This window comes from Salmonella sp. SAL03688 (genome assembly GCF_046551895.1).
GTDB lineage: Bacteria > Pseudomonadota > Gammaproteobacteria > Enterobacterales > Enterobacteriaceae > Salmonella > Salmonella enterica.
The window spans coordinates 112,923-134,733 of sequence record NZ_JBGDVI010000013.1 but is presented as its reverse complement, the minus strand read 5'-3'; the positions used below and the strand labels follow the sequence as shown (position 1 = coordinate 134,733).

The 21,811-nt window shown below is 53.7% G+C and carries 17 protein-coding genes and 1 riboswitch; of the genes, 9 read left to right on the top strand and 8 right to left on the bottom strand.

Features of this window, described 5'->3' with window-relative positions; all coding sequences use genetic code 11:
* Positions 1-400: 400 nt before the first annotated feature.
* Complete coding sequence (gene murI / locus ACLJR2_RS14840) at positions 401-1,252, bottom strand: glutamate racemase (protein WP_000201805.1); 852 nt, start codon at positions 1,250-1,252, stop codon at positions 401-403.
* Positions 1,197-3,041, bottom strand: coding sequence for a TonB-dependent vitamin B12 receptor BtuB (gene btuB, locus ACLJR2_RS14835; RefSeq protein WP_000591403.1), 1,845 nt, complete (start codon positions 3,039-3,041; stop codon positions 1,197-1,199). Before btuB ends, murI begins: the two co-directional genes overlap by 56 nt.
* Before the next feature lie 65 nt (positions 3,042-3,106).
* A riboswitch (cobalamin riboswitch) is annotated at positions 3,107-3,300 on the bottom strand.
* Positions 3,301-3,414: 114 nt separating this feature from the next.
* On the opposite strand from btuB, the gene trmA reads away from it, so the two are divergent.
* Entirely contained in the window at positions 3,415-4,515 is a 1,101-nt protein-coding gene (trmA, locus tag ACLJR2_RS14830) for a tRNA (uridine(54)-C5)-methyltransferase TrmA (protein ID WP_000186981.1), read from the top strand.
* Between the two features lie 46 nt (positions 4,516-4,561).
* Here trmA and ACLJR2_RS14825 read toward each other — a convergent pair whose 3' ends face one another.
* Together ACLJR2_RS14825 and fabR are read right to left on the bottom strand one after the other, a co-directional pair.
* Positions 4,562-4,921, bottom strand: a complete 360-nt coding sequence (locus ACLJR2_RS14825; protein ID WP_000813838.1) for a YijD family membrane protein — start codon at positions 4,919-4,921, stop codon at positions 4,562-4,564.
* Between the two features lie 15 nt (positions 4,922-4,936).
* Positions 4,937-5,572, bottom strand: coding sequence for an HTH-type transcriptional repressor FabR (fabR, locus tag ACLJR2_RS14820; RefSeq protein WP_000971958.1), 636 nt, complete (start codon positions 5,570-5,572; stop codon positions 4,937-4,939).
* Between the two features lie 198 nt (positions 5,573-5,770).
* Here fabR and sthA point away from each other — a divergent pair, with 198 nt between their 5' ends.
* A complete protein-coding gene (sthA, locus tag ACLJR2_RS14815) occupies positions 5,771-7,171 on the top strand; it encodes a Si-specific NAD(P)(+) transhydrogenase (protein ID WP_001120791.1) in 1,401 nt (466 codons plus the stop codon).
* Here the strand turns inward: sthA and oxyR are convergent.
* The 4 genes from oxyR to argC form a co-directional block, all read right to left on the bottom strand.
* A complete protein-coding gene (gene oxyR, locus ACLJR2_RS14810; RefSeq protein WP_001025919.1) occupies positions 7,154-8,071 on the bottom strand; it encodes a DNA-binding transcriptional regulator OxyR in 918 nt (305 codons plus the stop codon). The genes sthA and oxyR overlap by 18 nt on opposite strands.
* Positions 8,072-8,355: 284 nt before the next feature.
* On the bottom strand, positions 8,356-9,732 hold the full coding sequence (gene argH / locus ACLJR2_RS14805; RefSeq protein ID WP_001230041.1) for an argininosuccinate lyase: 1,377 nt from the start codon (positions 9,730-9,732) through the stop codon (positions 8,356-8,358).
* 117 nt (positions 9,733-9,849) lie between these two features.
* Entirely contained in the window at positions 9,850-10,626 is a 777-nt protein-coding gene (gene argB, locus ACLJR2_RS14800; RefSeq protein WP_089082247.1) for an acetylglutamate kinase, read from the bottom strand.
* Positions 10,627-10,633: 7 nt separating this feature from the next.
* Positions 10,634-11,638 (bottom strand): N-acetyl-gamma-glutamyl-phosphate reductase, encoded by a 1,005-nt coding sequence (gene argC, locus ACLJR2_RS14795; RefSeq protein WP_000935336.1) that lies wholly within the window; start codon positions 11,636-11,638, stop codon positions 10,634-10,636.
* Positions 11,639-11,726: 88 nt separating this feature from the next.
* Here argC and argE point away from each other — a divergent pair, with 88 nt between their 5' ends.
* The 7 genes from argE (at position 11,727) to ACLJR2_RS14760 (ending at position 21,776) form a co-directional block, all read left to right on the top strand.
* Positions 11,727-12,878: an acetylornithine deacetylase gene (gene argE / locus ACLJR2_RS14790; RefSeq protein WP_000800208.1), complete on the top strand. Its 1,152-nt coding sequence runs from the start codon at positions 11,727-11,729 to the stop codon at positions 12,876-12,878.
* Positions 12,879-13,269: 391 nt separating this feature from the next.
* Entirely contained in the window at positions 13,270-15,921 is a 2,652-nt protein-coding gene (gene ppc / locus ACLJR2_RS14785; protein WP_001005548.1) for a phosphoenolpyruvate carboxylase, read from the top strand.
* 210 nt (positions 15,922-16,131) lie between these two features.
* Positions 16,132-17,865 carry a phosphoethanolamine transferase CptA gene (locus ACLJR2_RS14780; RefSeq protein WP_001192092.1) on the top strand — a complete coding sequence of 578 codons (1,734 nt, stop codon included), beginning with the start codon at positions 16,132-16,134 and terminating at the stop codon, positions 17,863-17,865.
* 160 nt (positions 17,866-18,025) lie between these two features.
* Positions 18,026-18,862, top strand: coding sequence for a helix-turn-helix transcriptional regulator (locus tag ACLJR2_RS14775; RefSeq protein WP_000274595.1), 837 nt, complete (start codon positions 18,026-18,028; stop codon positions 18,860-18,862).
* Positions 18,863-19,116: 254 nt separating this feature from the next.
* Positions 19,117-19,779, top strand: coding sequence for a fructose-6-phosphate aldolase (gene fsa, locus ACLJR2_RS14770; protein ID WP_000424866.1), 663 nt, complete (start codon positions 19,117-19,119; stop codon positions 19,777-19,779).
* 11 nt (positions 19,780-19,790) lie between these two features.
* Positions 19,791-20,894, top strand: coding sequence for a glycerol dehydrogenase (locus ACLJR2_RS14765; protein ID WP_000374042.1), 1,104 nt, complete (start codon positions 19,791-19,793; stop codon positions 20,892-20,894).
* Positions 20,895-21,152: 258 nt separating this feature from the next.
* Positions 21,153-21,776, top strand: coding sequence for a DUF1287 domain-containing protein (locus tag ACLJR2_RS14760; protein ID WP_000666690.1), 624 nt, complete (start codon positions 21,153-21,155; stop codon positions 21,774-21,776).
* Positions 21,777-21,811: the final 35 nt, after the last annotated feature.

The following is a 21,811-nucleotide window of genomic DNA, read 5'->3' as shown; positions in this document are numbered from 1 at the left end:
CATGATCAAACTCTTCAATTTAAAAGTTTGATGCTCAAAGAATTAAACTTCGTAATGAATTACGTGTTCACTCTTGAGACTTGGTATTCATTTTTCGTCTTGCGACGTCAAGAATCCGTATCTTCGAGTGCCCACACAGATTGTCTGATAAATTGTTAAAGAGCAGTGCCGCTTCGCTTTTTCTCAGCGGCGCGGGGTGTGCATATTACGCTTTCCCGCTTCAGAGTCAAGCGTTTATTTTCGCTTTTCTCCGTGAGGTTCTGGTCTGAACCCTGCTGACCCGGCGGCCTGTGTGCCGTTGTTCCGTGTCAGTGGTGGCGCATTATAGGGAGTTATTTCTGCCTGACAAGAGGAAATTTAAAATAATTTCTCAAGTGCCTGGTATTTACCCAAAACGCCATTAAACCGGCAGTTTTTCGAGCGTTTCAAAGCCATAACGCTGTAAAACGGGTAATAATTGTTCAGCTCCTGGCGTCATTGCCATGCAATAAGCAATATTGGCATCGGTTGATTTCGCATCCGGCGCTTCATGTTCCAACAGCCAGGCTGTACGACGCGCTATCGCCGCGCCGGAATCCACTAACCGCGTCCCTTCGGGCAGGACTTGCAAAAGCTCGTCCCGTAATAGAGGGAAATGCGTACACCCCAGAACGACCGTGTCAGGCGGCTCCGGCATTCGTAGCCATGGGCGTAATATGCGGCGCAGTTCTTCCAGCGATACCGAATCGCCATGTAATTTAGCTTCCGCCAGTTCCACCAGTTCTGCCGACCCCAACATCGCTATCTGACATTCATTGGCGAAGCGCGCAATCAGCTCGTGAGTATAAGGACGTTTGACCGTGGCTCTCGTCGCCAGTAGCCCGACGACGCCATTTGCGGTCAGCCGCGCCGCTGGTTTAATCGCAGGCACAACGCCCACCACCGGGAAGGCAAACTTTTCACGTAATGCGGGAAGTGAGACCGTACTGGCGGTATTACAGGCAATCACCGCCAGTGAAAGGGGATAGCGCTGCTGTACCGCAGTCACAATCTCGACAACGCGCTCGACGATAAACGTTTCACTCTTTTCCCCGTAGGGGAAAGCCACGTTATCGAAAGCATATATATAGTGGAGATCCGGCAGGAGCCGCCGAATCTCATCATAGACCGACAATCCACCGACGCCGGAATCAAATACCAGCACGGTGGGACGTGGTTCAGAAGGTGTAGCTGCCAGACAAGGTGTATTCTCGTCCTGCAGTTTGGTAGCCATAAACTGTCTCGTAATCTTTGTCGAACAGGTTGGCTATTTTACCACGAACTGTCAGATGTGAGGTGACCGGATATGCAACCGTAAGATCCCATAAACTGACGCCGCCCATTTTTACTGTCCGGTATGGGTAAGCGGAGTAATCCGAATCATAGCGGGAACCAAGGTATTGATATGTCACCCCCCAGTCAAAATCGTAAACGTCCCAGTCAAGTTGATATTTTGCCATCTGTTTGGAACGCCGGGGTAATGGCGTATCGGTAATCGCATTACGCGCATCAACGTAATCGTAACTGACCGTATGCGTTAACGGTCCGGTATCGAAATTCGCCGTCGCCTCAATACCTTTAATGCGCGCCTTACCTTCGTTGTAATATTTTTGCAGATGATCGTCATAATCGATCATGTCATTAATATCGTTACGATAACCTGAAATACGCCAGCTGACGCCAGCGGTTAGCCCTTCAAATGCGCCTTCCCACTGTTTACTCTTTTCAGGATTCAGGTTCGGATTACCGTAATAACCATACAGTTGGCCCAAATTAGGCGCTTTGTAGGAGGTTCCGTAGGAGGCAATAAAGCGATAACCTTCTATAAACTCCCATCCCGCGCTGGTTTGCCATGTACCGTGACGACCAAACTGGGAGTTGTCATCACTGCGCGCCGCCGCTTCCAGAGTGAAGTCACCCAACTGTTGTAATCCTGTCAGGTAAACCCCGGTATTACGCTGGTCATATCCCTCGGGCACATAGCCGGTACCAGGCGTGGTAGTCTGTTTCTGCCAGTCTACGCCCGCCCCAACATTACCGTGCCCCACGACCACACTGTTGGTCCATTGAACATTGTACTGTTTCATCTCATCCAGCGTGGCGGAGGTATCATACCGGCCATAGTGCGGATCATAGTTGTAATCTTTACTGTGGCTATAGCTTGAAACCAGCTGAGACTGAATACGTTCGCCATTAAAGCGCAGCCCGGCGTCCCAGCTTTGGCTATAAAGTTTGCGTGTATCAATCAGCGGCGAGCCCGGCGAGTAATAGGCGTCGTAATCGGTACGGTTATCGTAGCCATAACCACGCACGAATCCGCTCCAGCGATCAGAAAAGGTATGCTCTAACGCGCCATAAAGCGTTTTACTCAAAAAGCCGTCCCGGTCAGGCTGCGCCTGCATCCCGGTACCGCCTTTCGCTACCACGTCAAACCCTTTGGTGTATTCGTAATCGCCGATCAACGTCGCCCGCGTATTTTCGCCAAGTTGCTGTTGCGTCGAGATGTCGTAATTCTGGTAGCTATTGCTTCCCCATCCAGCGGTTAATTCTGTGCCTGGGTTATCGCGCGTCGTAATGATATTCACTACGCCGCCGATAGCATCGGAACCATAAATAGCGGAGCGCGGACCGCGAATATATTCAATGCGCTGTACCAGCGACACCGGGAACTGGCTGAGATCGGCGGACCCGCTCACGCCTGCTAAATTCAGACGCACGCCGTCAATCAATACCAGTACATGGCTGGAGTTGGTGCCGCGGATGAAAATGGAGGAGTTTTGTCCGGCGCCGCCGCTCTGCGCAATATCGACGCCAGGCAAACGGCGCAGAACATCATTTACGGAGGTCGATTGCCAGCGTTCAATATCCTGACGCGTCACGATGGTAACGGGCGCCAGAACCGCGCTGCGCGGCTGCTGAAAACGGTTGGCGGTGACAACCAGGGTATCCGGGCTAGTGTCCTGCGCCCAAGCGGAAAAGGCCGTGACGGAGAACGCCGTCAGCAGCGTAGCTTTTTTAATCATTGTAAAGCATCCACAATATAAGAAGGATGCCGCAGGCTTCATCGATAGTACGCGATGATGAAAAACCAGATGCGACGTTAGCCGGCAGGTCTTCGGGCTTGGAGGGTTATCCGTTGGCTGGATAGCAGAAATGATGACTTCCCGCCGGAGGCAGTGTCTGCTTACGCTCTCATCTCACCTTTCCTTACCGCTGCGCGTCAGCTCCAGATTTTCACTGGATTCCCTATTAACTCACAGGACCGGCCCACGGATGCTACCGTCTGTCACAACACCCTGTCCAGACCGCGCATCACAAATCAGAAATCATCAATAGCTGGACATCCACTGAGCAATCCCTACAATCCCCGCGTACTTTTATTATTCAGGATGCGATATGACCCCCGAACATCTTCCGACAGAACAGTATGAGGCGCAGCTGGCCGAAAAAGTGGCGCGCTTGCAGAGTATGATGGCGCCTTTTTCTGGCCTGGTTCCGGAAGTATTTCGCTCGCCGGTCAGTCACTATCGTATGCGTGCGGAATTTCGCCTGTGGCATGACGGCGATGACCTGTACCACATTATGTTTGATCAGCAGACCAAAAGCCGGATTCGCGTTGACACCTTCCCGGCGGCCAGCCAACTGATTAATACCTTAATGAAGGCGATGATTGCCGGCGTGCGCGATAATCATGCACTGCGGCATAAGCTGTTCCAGATCGATTATCTCACGACCTTGAGCAACCAGGCGGTAGTGTCGTTGCTGTACCATAAGAAGCTGGACGAAGAGTGGCGTGAAGCCGCCACTGCGTTACGCGATGCTTTACGCGCGCAAGGTCTGAACGTACACCTGATTGGCCGGGCCACTAAAACTAAAATCGAATTGGATCAGGATTATATTGATGAGCGTCTGCCTGTGGCAGGTAAAGAGATGATCTACCGCCAGGTCGAAAACAGCTTTACGCAGCCAAACGCCGCCATGAATATTCAGATGTTAGAGTGGGCGCTGGAGGTGACGAAAGACTCAAAAGGCGATCTGCTTGAGTTGTATTGCGGCAACGGCAATTTTTCTTTAGCGCTGGCGCGCAATTTTAACCGCGTGCTGGCAACCGAAATCGCCAAACCGTCCGTCGCTGCCGCACAGTACAATATTGCCGCTAATCATATTGATAATGTGCAAATTATTCGCATGGCGGCGGAAGAGTTTACCCAGGCGATGAATGGCGTTCGTGAGTTTAACCGCCTGCAGGGGATCGACCTGAAGCGCTATCAGTGCGAAACCATTTTTGTCGATCCGCCGCGCAGCGGTCTGGACAGCGAAACGGAAAAAATGGTGCAGGCTTATCCACGTATTCTGTACATTTCCTGCAATCCGGAAACGTTGTGCAAAAACCTGGAAACGTTAAGCCAGACGCACACGGTGTCTCGCCTGGCGCTATTCGATCAGTTCCCGTATACGCATCATATGGAATGCGGGGTATTACTCACCGCAAGGTAAAATGTACGTCGGATGGCCGGTTATACCGCCATCCGGCCTTCGCACACTACTCTGCGGTGTCCTGCTTGCGGTTACGCAGCTTAAAGCCAATCCAGAATACCAGAATCACCGACAGCACCGCCGGGAAGAAATTAGAGCCAATATCCGGATATTCTGCACGCACGACGGTGCTATACAGTAAAACGCCAAGAATGAAACAGGCGGCGGCCAACCCCGGCAAACCTACCGGCATAGTACGATTTTGGTAGCGCTGATGCAGGCAATATACCGTCAGCACCAGCGAGATAACCGGGAATACGGAGAACGGCACAATAGCGCTAAACAGCGCCGCGAATGTGCCGTTAATCGATAAGCCAGCGATGAGCGCCAGCAACAGCGTACCTTTATCTTGACCTGACTGTTTCATTACTCGTCCTTCACGTTATTCGGAATGATGTGCTATTTTCTCTTGCTCACGGCGATACCAGTAATACGCCCCTTTCGCAATCATGCGCAGTTGCAATACCAGCCGCTCTTCTAATTGCCGACGCTGTTCAGCGCCGATGTCCAACGCCTCTGCGCCCGCGCTAAAGACAATAGTTACCATCGCTTCGGCCTGGGCTTCAGTAAACGCGCGCGGCATATGGTTTTCGAGTTCCAGATAGTCGGCAAGTTCCGCAATAAAGTGCTGAATCTCCCGTGCGACGGCGGCACGAAACGCCGCTGAAGTGCCGGAACGTTCGCGCAACAACAGACGGAAGGCGTTGGGGTTGTTGCCGATAAACTCCATAAATGTGGAGACCGACGTGCGAATGACGCTGCCGCCTTTCGCGATGCGCTGTCGCGCCTGACGCATCAACTGACGCAGCATCAGACCGCTTTCATCCACCATCGTCAGACCGAGTTCATCGACATCGCGAAAATGACGGTAAAACGACGTTGGCGCAATGCCCGCTTCACGCGCCACCTCACGCAAACTCAGGCTGGCGAAACTCCGCTCAGCGCTCAGTTGGCTGAATGCGGCTTCCACCAGCGAACGCCGGGTTTTTTCTTTTTGTTGCGCTCTAACACCCATCACAATGTCTGAATCCTTCCATATGCCTTATTCGGCACTATACCAGAGAATAAAAGTAACGGGTTCACACTGGATTGTGAATGATTGTTTACAGACAGTTTGTGCTCCGGCTTCGCAAAAAAGCACAACGATAATTGGGTTAAAGCCGGGCAAATGTTATCATCGTGTTTATTTTATGTATAAAAACAGGTGAGTAATACCATGCCACATTCCTGGGATTATGATGCAGTCGTCATAGGGTCAGGCCCCGGCGGTGAAGGCGCTGCAATGGGTCTGGTTAAGCAAGGAGCACGCGTCGCGGTGATTGAACGTTATCATAACGTTGGCGGCGGATGTACCCACTGGGGCACCATCCCATCCAAAGCCCTTCGCCACGCCGTCAGCCGCATTATTGAATTTAATCAAAACCCGCTCTATAGCGACCACTCCCGTCTTCTTCGTTCTTCTTTCGCCGATATCCTTAATCATGCCGATAACGTGATTAATCAACAAACGCGTATGCGTCAGGGGTTTTATGAGCGTAACCACTGTGAAATCTTGCAGGGCAACGCCCATTTTATTGACGAACATACCCTGGCGCTGGAATGCCATGACGGCACGGTTGAAACCCTGACGGCAGAAAAATTTGTTATTGCCTGTGGTTCGCGTCCTTACCATCCCAGTGATGTGGATTTCTCGCATCCGCGCATTTATGACAGCGACTCAATCCTGAGTCTCCACCATGAACCGCGCCACGTTATTATTTACGGCGCTGGCGTTATCGGCTGCGAATATGCGTCCATCTTCCGCGGTATGGATGTGAAAGTGGATCTGATCAACACCCGCGATCGCCTGCTGGCCTTTCTCGATCAGGAGATGTCCGACTCTCTCTCTTACCATTTCTGGAATAGCGGCGTGGTTATTCGCCACAATGAAGAGTATGAGAAAATCGAAGGCTGCGATGATGGCGTCATCATGCACCTGAAATCCGGCAAAAAACTGAAGGCTGACTGCCTGCTCTATGCTAATGGCCGTACCGGTAACACCGATTCGCTGGCGCTGGAGAATATTGGTCTGGAAACAGATAGCCGTGGACAGCTCAAAGTCAACAGTATGTACCAGACCGCCCTGCCGCACGTCTATGCGGTGGGCGACGTGATTGGCTATCCCAGTCTGGCCTCCGCCGCCTACGATCAGGGGCGTATTGCAGCGCAGGCGCTGGTGAAAGGCGAAGCGACCGCGCATCTTATCGAAGATATCCCCACCGGGATTTATACCATTCCGGAAATCAGTTCTGTCGGCAAAACCGAGCAGCAGTTAACGGCAATGAAAGTGCCTTACGAAGTGGGCCGCGCGCAGTTTAAGCATCTGGCGCGAGCGCAAATCGTCGGCATGAACGTCGGCACGCTAAAAATTCTCTTCCACCGCGAAACCAAAGAAATTCTGGGGATTCACTGCTTTGGCGAACGCGCCGCCGAAATTATTCATATCGGCCAGGCGATCATGGAGCAGAAAGGTGGCGGTAACACCATCGAATACTTCGTTAACACCACCTTTAACTACCCAACCATGGCGGAAGCTTATCGGGTTGCGGCGTTGAACGGCTTAAACCGCCTGTTTTAACGCCTTGTCGAAATGGCCATCCATTGCGCCACGGATGGCCTCTGCCAGTTGCTCATAACGGCTACGCAGCGGCGATCCCGGGCGATAAACCAGCCCCACGGTACGACGCGGCTCCGGCTTAATGCATGGCAGATAAACCACGCCGTCGCGCTTACGCTCCTGCGGTACGGCCAGCGCGGGGAGTAGTGTAATACCACTGCCCGCCGCCACCATGTTGCGCAGCGTTTCCAGACTGGTCGCCCGGAAATGGGTATCTTCATCCGCTCCCGCTTCAAAACAGAACCCCATCGCCTGATCGCGCAAACAGTGGCCATCTTCCAGCATCAGCAATTTCTCGCCCGCCAGATCGGACATCGGCACGCGATCGCGATTCGCCCACGGATGATCCTCATAAATAGCCAGCATCATGGGCTCATCAAACAGCGGCACTTCGATAAACGCCTCGCTCTCTTTCACCAGCGCCAGAATAGCGCAGTCAAGCTTGCCGCTATCGAGTTGCGCTAACAGCTGGTGCGTTTGCGCCTCATGCAGATACATTTCCAGCTTCGGGAAAGTCTGGTGCAACATTGGAATGATAAGCGGCAGCAAATAGGGACCAATTGTTGGGATTAAACCAATATGCAGCGGGCCGGACATCGTCTCGCCTTGTTGGCTTGCCATCTCCTTGAGCACCTTGACCTCACGCAGTACGGTACGCGCCTGATCCACCAGCAGTAAGCCCGCCTGGGTAAACAGCACCTTACGGCTCGTACGCTCCAGCAGCATAACGCCCAGCTCATCTTCCAGCTTACGTATTTGCCCGCTAAGGGTTGGCTGGCTGACGTGACAGGAGTCCGCCGCTCGCCGGAAATGGCGATGTTCGGCTAACGCCACCAGATATTCAAGATCACGAATATTCATTATTCATCCTCCGTCGTCACGATAGTTCATGGCGATAGGTAGCATAGCAACGAACGATTATCCCTATCAACCTTTCTGATTAATAATACATCACAGAACGGAGCGGTTTCTCGTTTAACCCTTGAAGACCCCGCCCGTTCAGAGGGTATCTCTCGAACCCGAAATAACTAAAGCCAACGTGAACTTTTGCGGACCTCTGGTCCGCTTTTTTTTTGCGTAAAAAAGCCCGGCGTCGCTGATGCTCGGCCGGGCAGTATTACCTGATGGCGCTACGCTTATAAGGCCTACAACGCGAGGCGCGCCTTCGCATCGTCGATGGCCTGCGCCACCTGCTGCGGAGAAACGCCGCCTTTTGCCGCCCGTTTATCCAGACACGACTGCAAAGACAATATCGGATACACATCGTCGCCAATCACGCGGCTGAATTTCTGTAAATCGGCCAGCGGCAACGCTTCCAGCGGCTTACCCTGGCGAATAGCTTCTACCACCGCTTCGCCGACAATATGGTGCGCTTCGCGGAACGGCACGCCTTTCGCGACCAGGTAATCCGCCAGCTCCGTGGCGTTGGCATACCCCTGTTGCGCCGCGTCCTGACAACGTGGGCGTTTCACCTGAATACCGTCCAGCACTAACGCCGCCATATGCAGGCAGTCAAGCCAGGTATCGAGCGCATCGAACAGCCCTTCTTTGTCTTCCTGCATATCTTTGTTATACGCCAGCGGCAGACCTTTTAAGGTCATCATCATGCCGGTTAGCGCCCCTTGTACGCGACCGCACTTACCGCGAATCAGCTCCAGCGCGTCCGGGTTTTTCTTCTGCGGCATTAACGATGAACCGGAAGTCACGCGGTCAGAAAGCTCTACAAAACCCGCTTCACCAGAATTAAAGAAAATCAGATCTTCCGCGAAGCGTGACAGATGCACCATGCCGATAGCCGCATCAGAAAGCAGTTCCAGTACGTGGTCACGATCGGACACGCTGTCCAGGCTGTTGCGGGTCGCAGACGCAAAGCCCAGCCAGCCTGCCAATTGTTCACGGTCAATTTCATAGGCCGTTCCCGCCAACGCGCCGCAACCTAGCGGACTCACGTCCAGACGTTTAAGCGTGTCCTGCAGGCGGCTTTCATCGCGCGCCAGCATTTCGACATACGCGAGACACCAGTGGGCGAAAGTCACTGGCTGCGCGCGTTGCAGATGGGTATATCCCGGCATTACCGCGTCCTGGTTCGCCTGCGCGTTTTCCACCAGCGCGCTCTGTAGCTGGCGGTTAGCGGTAAGCAGTTCCCTCACCGTCTCTTTGCACCACAGTTTCAGGTCCGTCGCCACCTGATCGTTACGGCTGCGCCCGGTGTGCAGCTTTTTACCCAACTGACCCACTTTGTCGATGAGCTTACCTTCCACCCAGCTATGGATATCTTCCGCATCGCTTTGCAGGATTTGCTGCGGATTCGCGCGAACCTCTTCCAGCAGCACGTTCAGCGCTTCTTCCAACTGTCGTTGCTCATCGGCAGTCAGTACGCCTACCGTGACCAATGCTTTGGACCAGGCCACAGAACCGACAATATCCTGCTCCGCCAGACGGTAATCGAAGCGCAACGAATCATTGAATTGTTTAAACCGCTGGTCTGCCGCCTGTGTAAAACGCCCACCCCAAAGTGCCATAATAGACTTCCTTAAATTCTTCGAATTTCACTGCCGGATAGCGCTACGCTTATCCGGCTTACAATTTCTGTTCGCGCAGGCCCGATAAGGCGCAGCCGCCATCGGGCGAACAAATAGTTAAGCCAGAATACGCGTGCCAATCGGCGTGCCGTTAAACAGTGCAGGCAATTGTTCCGCATGACGCCAGGAAGCAATATCCACCGGGCGACCCAGCGCCCGCGCAGCATCGAGAGCCGCATTCACTTTCACAATCATCCCGTCGGTAATAATGCCCTGGTCGATAAGCTGCTCGGCTTTGGACGCCGTCATTTCGGCGATACGCTGGCCTTTGCCGTCCAGAATACCGCTCACGTCAGAAAGCAGGATCAGATCGGCCCCCAGCGTCGCCGCCAGCGCGGTTGCCGCCTGATCGGCGTTGACGTTCATCAGCTGGCCGTCCTCTGTTACGCCAATGGAGCTGACCACCGGCAGAAAGCCGTTTTCCAGCAGCATGTTAATCAGCTTCGGCGACCCCGGCTGCGCCAGCCCGACGTGGCCTAACGCTTCATCGAGTTGGGTCACGTTTACGCTGTCGCCATCGCCCAGAAACAGACCAACAGAGGCGATATGGTGTTTCTTCGCCCAGGCCAGCAGAGTTTTGTTAGCGGTTCCCGCCAGCGCGCCGGTAATGATGCCAATCTGATCGGCAGGCGTCACGCGCAGGCCGTCTTTCTTTTTCACTGGCAAATTCAGCCCTTTCATCAGCTCATCCACCACGCAACCGCCGCCGTGAACAATCACCAGCGGACGCTGATGGGACTCACGATAGTTGACCAGCGCGGTAAAAAGACGTTCCAGAGCCTCTTCGCTATCCAGTAATACGCCACCCAGCTTGATAATTAATGGATTCATCATTTCACCCCTAAATAAGAGACTGCGTTTCAGCGAAGCCAAAACGAATATTAGCGCACTGCACCGCCTGCGCCGCTGCGCCTTTCAACAAGTTGTCTTCGGTTGCCACCACAATCAGATGTTCGCCCTGGACGGCAAAACCAATATCGCAGAACGGCAGCCCGACGACGTTCTTTAACGCCGGAACGCCTTTGTCATACAGGCGCACCAGCGGTTTGTCGCCATAGGCTTTTTGCAACACGTCGGCGACCTGCGCATGGGTTACTCCCGCTTTCAGGCGGCAGGTAATGGTTTCCAGAATCCCGCGCGGAAAATTCCCCAGATGCGGGGTGAAGATGACCTCCGCGCCCAGATGGACGGCGATTTCCGGCTGATGACGATGCGTAAACACGCCATACGGTTGCAGACTCACTTCACAGAAACTGTTCGAAATTGCTGCCTTGCGCCCCGCGCCGCTCACCCCGCTGGTGGCATTAATTACCGGCCACTGCGTCAGATCCAGAAGCCCGCCGTCAATCAGCGGTTTTAGCGACAACTGCGCTGCGGTTGGATAGCAACCAGGAACCGCAATCAGATTCGCCGTGTTCAGTTTATCGGCATTCCACTCCGCCAGACCGTACACCGCCTGCTCCAGCAGCTCAGGATACTGATGAGTAAATCCGTAGTACTTTTCATAGAAGGCGCGATCGTTTACCCGAAACGCGCCGGAAAGATCGAATACGACGCATCCGGCCTGTAAAAATTGCGGCGCCAGATCGTGGCTCACTTCATGCGCTGTCGCCAGGAACACCACATCAACATCTGCGCTAAAGTCACGTACATCCGACATCGGTTGCAATGGCAGGTCGACAATCCCTTTTAACTGCGGATGTAAATCAGAAATTAACTTTCCTGCATCATTGCTTTGCGCTGAGACGGTCAAAGCGGTTATGGTCATATGTGGGTGGCGATTTACGTAGCTTACAAGCTCTGCGCCCGCATAACCGCTAGCGCCTACAATCAGCGTATTCAACATCGGGTTCCTTTATGCTCAACGTTAATGTATTTTTATTCATAATTAATGCATGAATATTGATACTATCATGACCTGAGGTGTGTCAACAATGAAAAACGTTTTACCGCCATTTATCGAGATTTACCGCGCTCTGATTGCCACACCGTCGATAAGCGCAACCGAAGAATCCCTGGATCAAAGTAATGCGTCTTTAATCACTTTGCTTGCAGGCTGGTTCAGCGATCTTGGTTTCAACGTAGAGGTTCAACCGGTTCCAGGAACGCGAAACAAATTTAATATGCTCGCCAGCACCGGACATGGCGCGGGCGGTTTGCTGCTGACCGGCCATACCGACACGGTTCCCTTTGATGACGGACGCTGGACGCGCGACCCGTTCACGCTGACCGAGCACGACAATAAGCTCTATGGTCTGGGCACTGCGGATATGAAAGGCTTCTTCGCTTTTATTCTGGACGCGCTACGTGACGTTGACGTCACAAAGTTGAAAAAGCCGCTCTACATTCTGGCGACCGCCGATGAAGAGACCAGCATGGCGGGGGCGCGTTATTTTTCCGAAACCACGGCATTACGTCCGGACTGCGCGATCATTGGCGAACCGACGTCGTTGCAACCGATACGCGCGCACAAAGGGCATATCTCTAATGTCGTTCGCGTCCTGGGGCAGTCCGGTCATTCCAGCGACCCGGCGCGTGGGGTTAACGCCATTGAACTGATGCACGATGCGATTGGCCATATCATGCAACTGCGTGACTCGCTGAAAGCGCGGTATCACTACGAGGCGTTTACCGTTCCGTATCCAACGCTGAATCTGGGCCATATTCACGGCGGCGATGCCTCAAACCGTATCTGCGCCTGCTGCGAATTGCATATGGATATTCGTCCACTGCCGGGCATGACGTTAAACGACCTTAATGGACTGCTTAACGACGCGCTGGCCCCGGTAAGCGAACGCTGGCCGGGCCGCCTGACGGTGGCGGAATTACATCCGCCGATTCCAGGTTATGAGTGTCCACCGGACCACCAACTGGTTGAAGTAGTAGAAAAACTGTTGGGAACGAAAACCGACGTGGTGAACTACTGTACTGAAGCGCCGTTTATGCAGACATTATGCCCAACGCTGGTGCTTGGTCCGGGCTCAATCAATCAGGCGCATCAGCCGGATGAATATCTCGAAACGCGTTTTATTAAGCCAACCCGGGAATTGATTACCCAGGTAGTACACCATTTTTGCTGGCATTAATGCATATTGCCCGGTGACGCGATGTTTACCGGGCCTACCCCGTCTTGTAGGCCGGATAAGCGCAGCGCCATCCGGCATCTCTACGCCACATGTTCATAAGCATTTCTTATTTGGCACGATGCGAATTAACTTTAATAAATTACCGCCATTTTTTCGTTTGCTGAACCGATTTCGCAGTAATTGACGCCACGGGTTTTACGTGGCTTTATAAAGATGAGAAGTGATGTGAAAAAGCTTGGTCCGAAAGATTTCGCGTTGCGGCAAGACGGCAAACGAGCACATCCCAGGGAGCTTACATAAGTAAGTGACCTGGGTGGGAGAGCGCAGCCAACGCCGCCGCAGCGTGAAAGATGCAGGACAATTACAACAGAGATGGGGTGTCTGGGGTCATATGAACGAACAATATTCCGCGTTGCGTAGTAATGTCAGTATGCTCGGCAAGGTGCTGGGAGAAACCATCAAGGATGCGCTGGGAGAACACATTCTTGATCGCGTAGAAACAATCCGTAAGCTATCCAAATCTTCACGCGCCGGCAATGAAGCTAATCGCCAGGAGCTGCTCACCACGCTACAAAATTTGTCTAATGACGAGCTGCTGCCAGTTGCGCGCGCGTTTAGTCAGTTCCTGAACCTGGCCAATACTGCCGAGCAATACCACAGCATTTCGCCAAAAGGCGAAGCCGCCAGCAACCCGGAAGTGATTGCCCGTACTCTGCGTAAACTGAAAAACCAACCGGACCTCAACGACGCAACCATCAAAAAAGCGGTAGAGTCGCTGTCTCTGGAGTTGGTGTTAACCGCCCATCCGACAGAAATTACCCGCCGTACGCTTATTCACAAGATGGGTGAAATCAACAACTGTCTGAAACAGCTTGATAATACCGATATCGCCGACTACGAACGCCACCAGGTAATGCGTCGCCTGCGCCAGTTGATTGCCCAATCCTGGCATACGGATGAGATCCGCAAGCAGCGTCCAAGCCCGGTGGATGAAGCCAAATGGGGCTTCGCCGTGGTTGAGAACAGCCTGTGGCAGGGCGTACCTAACTATCTGCGTGAACTGAACGAACAGCTGGAAGAAAATCTCGGCTACAAATTGCCGGTGGATTTTGTGCCGGTACGTTTTACCTCCTGGATGGGCGGCGACCGTGACGGCAACCCGAACGTGACGGCGGATATCACCCGCCACGTACTCTTGTTAAGCCGCTGGAAAGCCACCGATCTGTTCCTGAAAGACATTCATGTTCTGGTATCAGAACTGTCGATGGTCGACGCCACGCCGGAGCTGCTGGCGTTAGTGGGCGAAGAAGGCGCGTCTGAGCCGTATCGCTATCTGATGAAAAAATTGCGCGCCCGTCTGATGGCGACCCAGTCCTGGCTGGAAGCGCGTCTGAAAGGCGAGAAGCTGCCCAAACCGGCTGGCCTGCTGACGCAAAACGAGCAGCTCTGGGAACCTCTGTACGCCTGCTACCAGTCGTTACAGGCCTGCGGCATGGGCATTATCGCCAACGGCGAGTTACTCGACACGCTCCGCCGCGTGAAGTGTTTCGGCGTACCGCTGGTGCGCATTGATATCCGTCAGGAGAGCACCCGCCATACCGAAGCGCTGGGCGAAATTACCCGCTACCTTGGTATTGGCGACTACGAAAGCTGGTCGGAAGCCGACAAGCAGGCCTTCCTGATCCGCGAGCTGAACTCCAAACGTCCGCTGCTGCCGCGTAACTGGGAGCCGAGCAACGATACCCGCGAAGTGCTTGAAACCTGCAAGGTTATTGCCGAAGCGCCAAAAGGGTCGATCGCCGCCTACGTAATTTCAATGGCAAAAACGCCGTCTGATGTGCTGGCTGTGCATCTGCTGCTGAAAGAGGCAGGTATCGGCTTTGCCATGCCGGTCGCGCCGCTGTTCGAAACCCTCGACGACCTGAACAATGCCGACGACGTGATGACCCAGTTGTTGAATATCGACTGGTATCGCGGGCTGATTCAGGGTAAGCAGATGGTCATGATCGGCTACTCCGACTCGGCAAAAGACGCCGGCGTTATGGCCGCGTCATGGGCGCAGTATCAGGCGCAGGACGCCCTGATCAAAACTTGTGAAAAAGCTGGCATTGAGCTCACCCTCTTCCACGGCCGCGGCGGCTCTATTGGCCGTGGCGGCGCGCCAGCCCACGCGGCGCTGCTTTCGCAACCGCCAGGCAGTCTGAAAGGCGGTCTGCGCGTGACCGAGCAGGGCGAGATGATCCGCTTCAAATACGGCCTGCCGGAAGTCACCGTCAGCAGCCTGTCGCTCTACACCAGCGCAATTCTGGAAGCAAACCTGCTGCCTCCGCCGGAACCGAAAGACAGCTGGCGTCATATTATGGATGAGCTTTCCGTCATCTCCTGTGAAACCTACCGCGGCTACGTGCGCGAAAATAAAGACTTTGTACCGTACTTCCGCTCCGCGACGCCGGAACAAGAGCTGGGCAAATTGCCGCTCGGCTCACGTCCGGCGAAACGTCGTCCAACTGGCGGCGTCGAATCGCTGCGCGCGATTCCGTGGATCTTCGCCTGGACGCAAAACCGCCTGATGCTGCCAGCCTGGCTGGGCGCGGGTACTGCGCTGCAAAAAGTGGTGGAAGACGGTAAACAAAGCGAACTGGAAGCCATGTGCCGCGACTGGCCGTTCTTCTCCACGCGTCTTGGGATGCTGGAAATGGTATTCTCGAAAGCCGACCTGTGGCTGGCCGACTATTACGATCAGCGTCTGGTGGCGAAAACGCTATGGCCGCTGGGCAAAGAGCTACGAGACCTGCTGGAAGAAGACATTAAAGTGGTGCTGGCGATTGCCAACGATTCGCACCTGATGGCCGACTTACCGTGGATTGCGGAGTCCATTCAGTTAAGAAACGTTTATACCGATCCATTAAACGTGTTGCAGGCCGAGTTGCTGTATCGTTCCCGTCTGACTGAAGAGCAGGGCAAATCGCCCGATCCTCGCGTCGAACAGGCGTTGATGGTCACGATTGCGGGCGTCGCCGCCGGTATGCGCAACACCGGCTAACGCCAAAAGAAAGCCGCCCTCACGCAGTTATGTGGGGGCGGCATGAAATACTGCTGTCATCCTCGTCATTTTTTCAATATATTCCTGTCTGCATTTTATGCATTTGTAAATCTTTCTTAGCAAAACGTGCGGCATAAAGCAGGTTTGCTTCAGATTCTTTTAAGGTTCAGGCGTTACGTTTGGCGCTACGATTAAAGACAGGCTCTCATTATGCAATCCACATTACTCCAGACTAAACCCGCGTTTAGCTGGAAAGCCCTGGGCTGGGCACTGCTCTACTTTTGGTTCTTTTCCACCCTCCTGCAGGCCATTATTTATCTCACCGGATACAGTGGGACAAACGGTCTGCGGGATTCGCTACTGTACAGCTCACTGTGGCTGATCCCGGTCTTTCTGTTTCCAGGCCGCATCCGGGTTATTGCTGCCGTTATTGGCGTCGTACTTTGGGCCGCCTCGCTGGCGGCGCTGAGCTATTACGTAATCTACGGGCAGGAGTTCTCGCAAAGCGTGCTGTTTGTGATGTTTGAAACCAACGCCAATGAAGCCAGCGAATATTTAAGCCAATATTTCAGTCTGAAAATTGTTCTTGTCGCCCTGGCTTATACGGTAGCGGCGATTCTGCTGTGGACACGTCTGCGCCCGGTTTATATTCCATCTCCCTGGCGCTATCTGGTGTCGTTTGCCCTGCTGTACGGGCTGATCCTCCATCCCATCGCGATGAATACCTTTATCAAGCATAAGTCGATGGAGAAAACGCTGGATAGCCTGGCGTCACGAATGGAACCCGCTGCGCCGTGGCAATTTATTACTGGCTACTATCAGTACCGTTTACAGCTCGCCTCGCTGAATAAACTGCTGAATGAAAACGATGCCCTGCCGCCGCTGGCTAACTTCCAGGACCACTCCGGCGATGCGCCGCGCACGCTGGTACTGGTGATTGGCGAATCGACCCAGCGTGGCCGTATGAGCCTGTACGGTTATCCGCGCGAAACCACGCCGGAACTGGACGCGCTGCATAAAACCGACCCCGGGCTGACCGTGTTTAATAACGTGGTAACTTCGCGACCATACACCATTGAGATTCTGCAACAGGCGCTAACGTTCGCGGACGAAAAGAACCCGGACTGGTATCTGACGAAGCCATCGCTGATGAATATGATGAAACAGGCCGGGTATAAAACCTTCTGGATCACTAACCAGCAGACGATGACGGCGCGTAATACCATGCTGACCGTGTTCTCTAAGCAGACTGATAAGCAGTTCTATATGAACCAGCAGCGCACTCAAAGCGCACGCGAATATGACAGCAACGTGCTGGCGCCGTTTAAAGCGGTGTTAGCCGACCCGGCGCCGAAAAAATTCATTATTGTGCATCTGCTGGGAACGCATATTAAATACAAGTTCCGCTATCCAGAAAACCAGGGCAAGTTTGATGGTAAAACCGACCATGTTCCGCCGGGATTAAGCAGCGACGAACTGGAATCGTATAACGATTACGATAACGCGAACCTGTATAACGACTATGTTGTCGCCAGCCTGATTAAGGACTATAAAGCGACCGATCCGAACGGTTTCCTGCTCTACTTCTCCGACCACGGTGAAGAAGTGTATGACACGCCGCCGCATAAGACGCAGGGACGAAACGAAGATTCGCCAACCCGTCATATGTATACGGTGCCGTTCCTGCTGTGGACCTCAGAGAAATGGCAGGCGGCGCATCCGCGCGACTTCTCACAGGATGTCGATCGTAAGTACAGCAGTTCCGAGCTTATCCATACCTGGTCGGACTTAGCGGGCCTGACCTATGATGGCTACGACCCGACGCGTTCCATCACCAACCCGCAGTTCAAAGAGACCACGCGCTGGATTGGCAACCCGTATAAGAAAAACGCGCTGATTGATTATGATACGTTGCCGTATGGCGATCAGGTCGGCAATCAATAGCCTGTATGTTGCCCGATAACGCTAACGCTTATCGGGCCTGGCGTTCTTCTCTCCCGTAGTCCGGATAAGGCGCAAAGCGCCGCCATCCGGCAATAATCGCTTGAGGACATCGGTTTTCGACGTTACTGTTTCCTCTATTTGCGATCGGCAGGGGATTATCATGTATCACGACGTCAGCCACCTTCTCTCCCGTCTCATCAACGGCCCGCTGCCGCTGCGCCAGATTTATTTTGCCAGCGCCAGCGGCCCAGCGCCGGAACTGGCGTACCAGGTGGATTTTCCGCGGCTGGAGATTGTGCTGGAGGGCGAGCTTACTGACATGAGCATTACCGCCCCGCTCATTCCTTGCGATGTTCTCTACGTTCCGGCTGGCGGCTGGAACATCCCGCAATGGCAAACGCCCGTCACCACCCTGAGCATTCTGTTTGGCAAACAGCAGTTAGGTTTCAGCGTGGTCCACTGGGACGGTCAGCAGCATCAAAACCTCACGAAACAGCACGTTGCGCGCCGCGGCCCGCGTATCGGCTCTTTCCTGTTACAAACGCTTAATGAGATGCAGATGCAGCCGCAAGAGCAGCAAACGGCCAGATTGATTGTCGCCAGCCTACTAAGCCATTGCCGCGATCTGCTCGGCAGCCAAATCCAGACCGCCTCCCGCAGCCGCGCGCTTTTTGAAGCCATTCGGGAGTATATTGATGAACGCTACGCCGCGCCGTTGACGCGCGAATCGGTAGCACAGGCGTTTTATATCTCGCCAAATTACCTCTCGCACCTGTTCCAGAAAACGGGGGCCATCGGCTTTAACGAATACCTGAACCATACGCGACTGGAACACGCCAAAACGTTGCTGAAGGGCTATGACCTGAAAGTGAAAGAGGTGGCGCACCGTTGCGGTTTTGTCGACAGTAACTATTTCTGCCGCCTGTTTCGCAAAAATACGGAACGCTCGCCGTCGGAGTATCGCCGCCAGTATCACAGCCAGCTAACGGAAAAATAATCCACACGCCAGTAAAGAGAATACAGTAGATAAAACGCGCATTTACTGGATTATTGTAATATCAATGCAAAAACCTCACTCCCCCACATGGCATACAACAGCACGTTATACGTTAACCATCACCAACTTGTGAAGTAAATCACACTTTACCAAGAGCATCACATTTGTCCAGTTTTTGGCAGATTTGTCACATAGCGCATCCGGGGCACGCTCCTTTATCCTGTCCATAACGAAAACTCACGAAGAGAAAGACTATGGAACTCTATCTGGATACCGCTAACGTGGCGGAAGTTGAACGTCTGGCGCGCATTTTCCCGATTGCCGGCGTCACCACCAATCCAAGCATTGTGGCAGCCAGCAAAGAATCTATCTGGGATGTGCTGCCCAGGCTGCAAAACGCCATCGGCGAAGAAGGCACTTTATTTGCGCAGACCATGAGCCGCGACGCGAAAGGGATGGTGGAAGAAGCCAAACGACTGAATAACGCCATCCCCGGCATTGTGGTGAAAATTCCGGTGACCGCCGAAGGTCTTGCAGCGATTAAATTGCTGAAAAAAGAAGGCATCGTAACGCTGGGCACCGCCGTCTACAGCGCGTCGCAGGGCCTGCTGGCGGCGCTGGCGGGCGCAAAATATGTCGCTCCCTACGTCAACCGCGTTGATGCGCAGGGCGGCGATGGCATTCGTATGGTTCAGGAGCTGCAAACGCTACTGGAACATCACGCTCCCGACAGCATGGTGCTGGCGGCCAGCTTTAAAACACCGCGGCAGGCGCTGGATTGCTTACTGGCAGGTTGCCAGGCGATTACCCTTCCTTTAGATGTAGCGCAACAAATGCTCAATACGCCTGCGGTAGAGTCAGCAATAGAGAAGTTTGAGCAAGACTGGAAAAACGCTTTTGGTAATCTGAACCTGTAGGAGAGAAATGTATGGATCGCATTATTCAGTCACCAGGTAAGTATATTCAGGGTGCAAACGTCATCGCGCGTCTTGGCGATTATTTAAAACCAATGGCGAACAACTGGCTGGTTGTGGGCGATAAATTCGTGCTGGGATTTGCCGAAGAGACGCTGCGCAAAAGCCTGACGGGTGCCGGTTTGTCAGTAGAAATCGCCCCGTTTGGCGGCGAATGTTCGCAAAATGAGATCGACAGGCTGCGCGCCGTCGCCGAGAAAAGTCAGTGTGGCGCCGTACTGGGTATCGGCGGCGGTAAAACGCTGGATACCGCCAAAGCGCTGGCGCATTTTATGAACGTCCCGGTCGCTATCGCGCCGACCATCGCCTCTACCGACGCACCGTGCAGCGCGCTCTCGGTTATTTATACCGATGCCGGTGAGTTTGACCGTTATCTGCTGCTGCCGCATAACCCGAATATGGTCATTGTCGATACGCAGATAGTGGCGGGCGCGCCGGCGCGTCTGCTGGCAGCCGGTATCGGCGATGCGCTGGCGACCTGGTTTGAAGCGCGCGCCTGCTCACGCAGCGGCGCCACCACAATGGCGGGCGGCAAGTGTACACAGACCGCGCTGGCGCTGGCGGAGCTATGCTATAACACGCTGATCGAAGAAGGCGAAAAAGCCATGTTGGCCGCCGAACAGCACGTCGTCACGCCAGCGCTGGAACGCGTCATCGAAGCCAACACCTACCTGAGCGGGGTCGGTTTTGAAAGCGGCGGTCTGGCCGCAGCGCACGCGATTCATAACGGTTTAACGGCGATTCCGGATGCGCACCACTATTATCACGGTGAGAAGGTCGCTTTCGGTACGCTGACGCAACTGGTGCTGGAAAACGCGCCGGTCGAAGAAATCGAAACCGTTGCGGCACTGTGCCATTCCGTTGGCCTGCCGATTACGCTGGCGCAACTGGATATTAAACAGGATATCCCGGCCAAAATGCGCACCGTCGCGGAAGCCTCCTGCGCAGAAGGTGAAACTATTCATAACATGCCTGGCGGCGCAACGCCGGATGAAGTGTACGCCGCGCTGCTGGTCGCCGACCAGTATGGTCAACGCTTCTTGCAGGAATGGGAATAAGGTCTGAGCAATACTCCTGACGATAGTCAGGAGTATTTCAGCTTGCTGACCCAACAGAATTCATTTGCCGAATATCGACACAGGCGCCTTATCCGGCCTTGTTATCCAATCATCCAGGCCGGGTAAGCGAAGCGCCATCATCAGGTATTCCATAGCCTGGAATCAGTCCATTTTGTCCTGAAATAGACTTTTTTGTCACGCACCATTCTCTCCGCGGAAAGTCAAATGACGTACTGACACACTTCACGGACGAAGAAGATGAAATTCGCACAGGCGCTTATCGGTATTCTTGCTGCTTTTTTTATTAGCCATATCTCTCATCATTCGCCACGCTCTGATACCAGACCAATAACCGTTCAGGCGCAAACTAATGCTGCAATCGCCCAAAGTGCCGGGACGCAAATAGGTAAGACGCTATTTTATGATGCTGCCTATGTTCGTCTGGATTATCCGAATGGCGATCTTCCGCTGGAGCGTGGCGTATGTGCAGATGTCGTCATCCGCGCGCTGCGCAGTCAGCAGGTTGATTTACAGAAACGGGTACATGAAGACATGCAGTCGCATTTCTCTGCCTACCCGAATAACTGGAAGCTGAAACGCCCGGACAGCAATATCGACCATCGCCGCGTTCCGAATCTGGAAACCTGGTTCCAGCGTCAAAACAAAGCGTTGCCGGTGACAGATAAATATAGCGATTATCAACCGGGAGATATTGTCTCCTGGCGGCTGGATAACGGCCTTGCGCATATTGGCGTGGTGTCCCTGAACGTCACGCCTGAAGGGGTGCCGCTGGTTGTGCATAACATAGGCGCGGGAGCACAGGAGGAAGATGTATTATTTAACTGGAAAGTAACGGGGCATTTTCGTTATTTTTCGCATTAAACGCGGAAAACGTCAGCGACTACCGAATAGCAGCC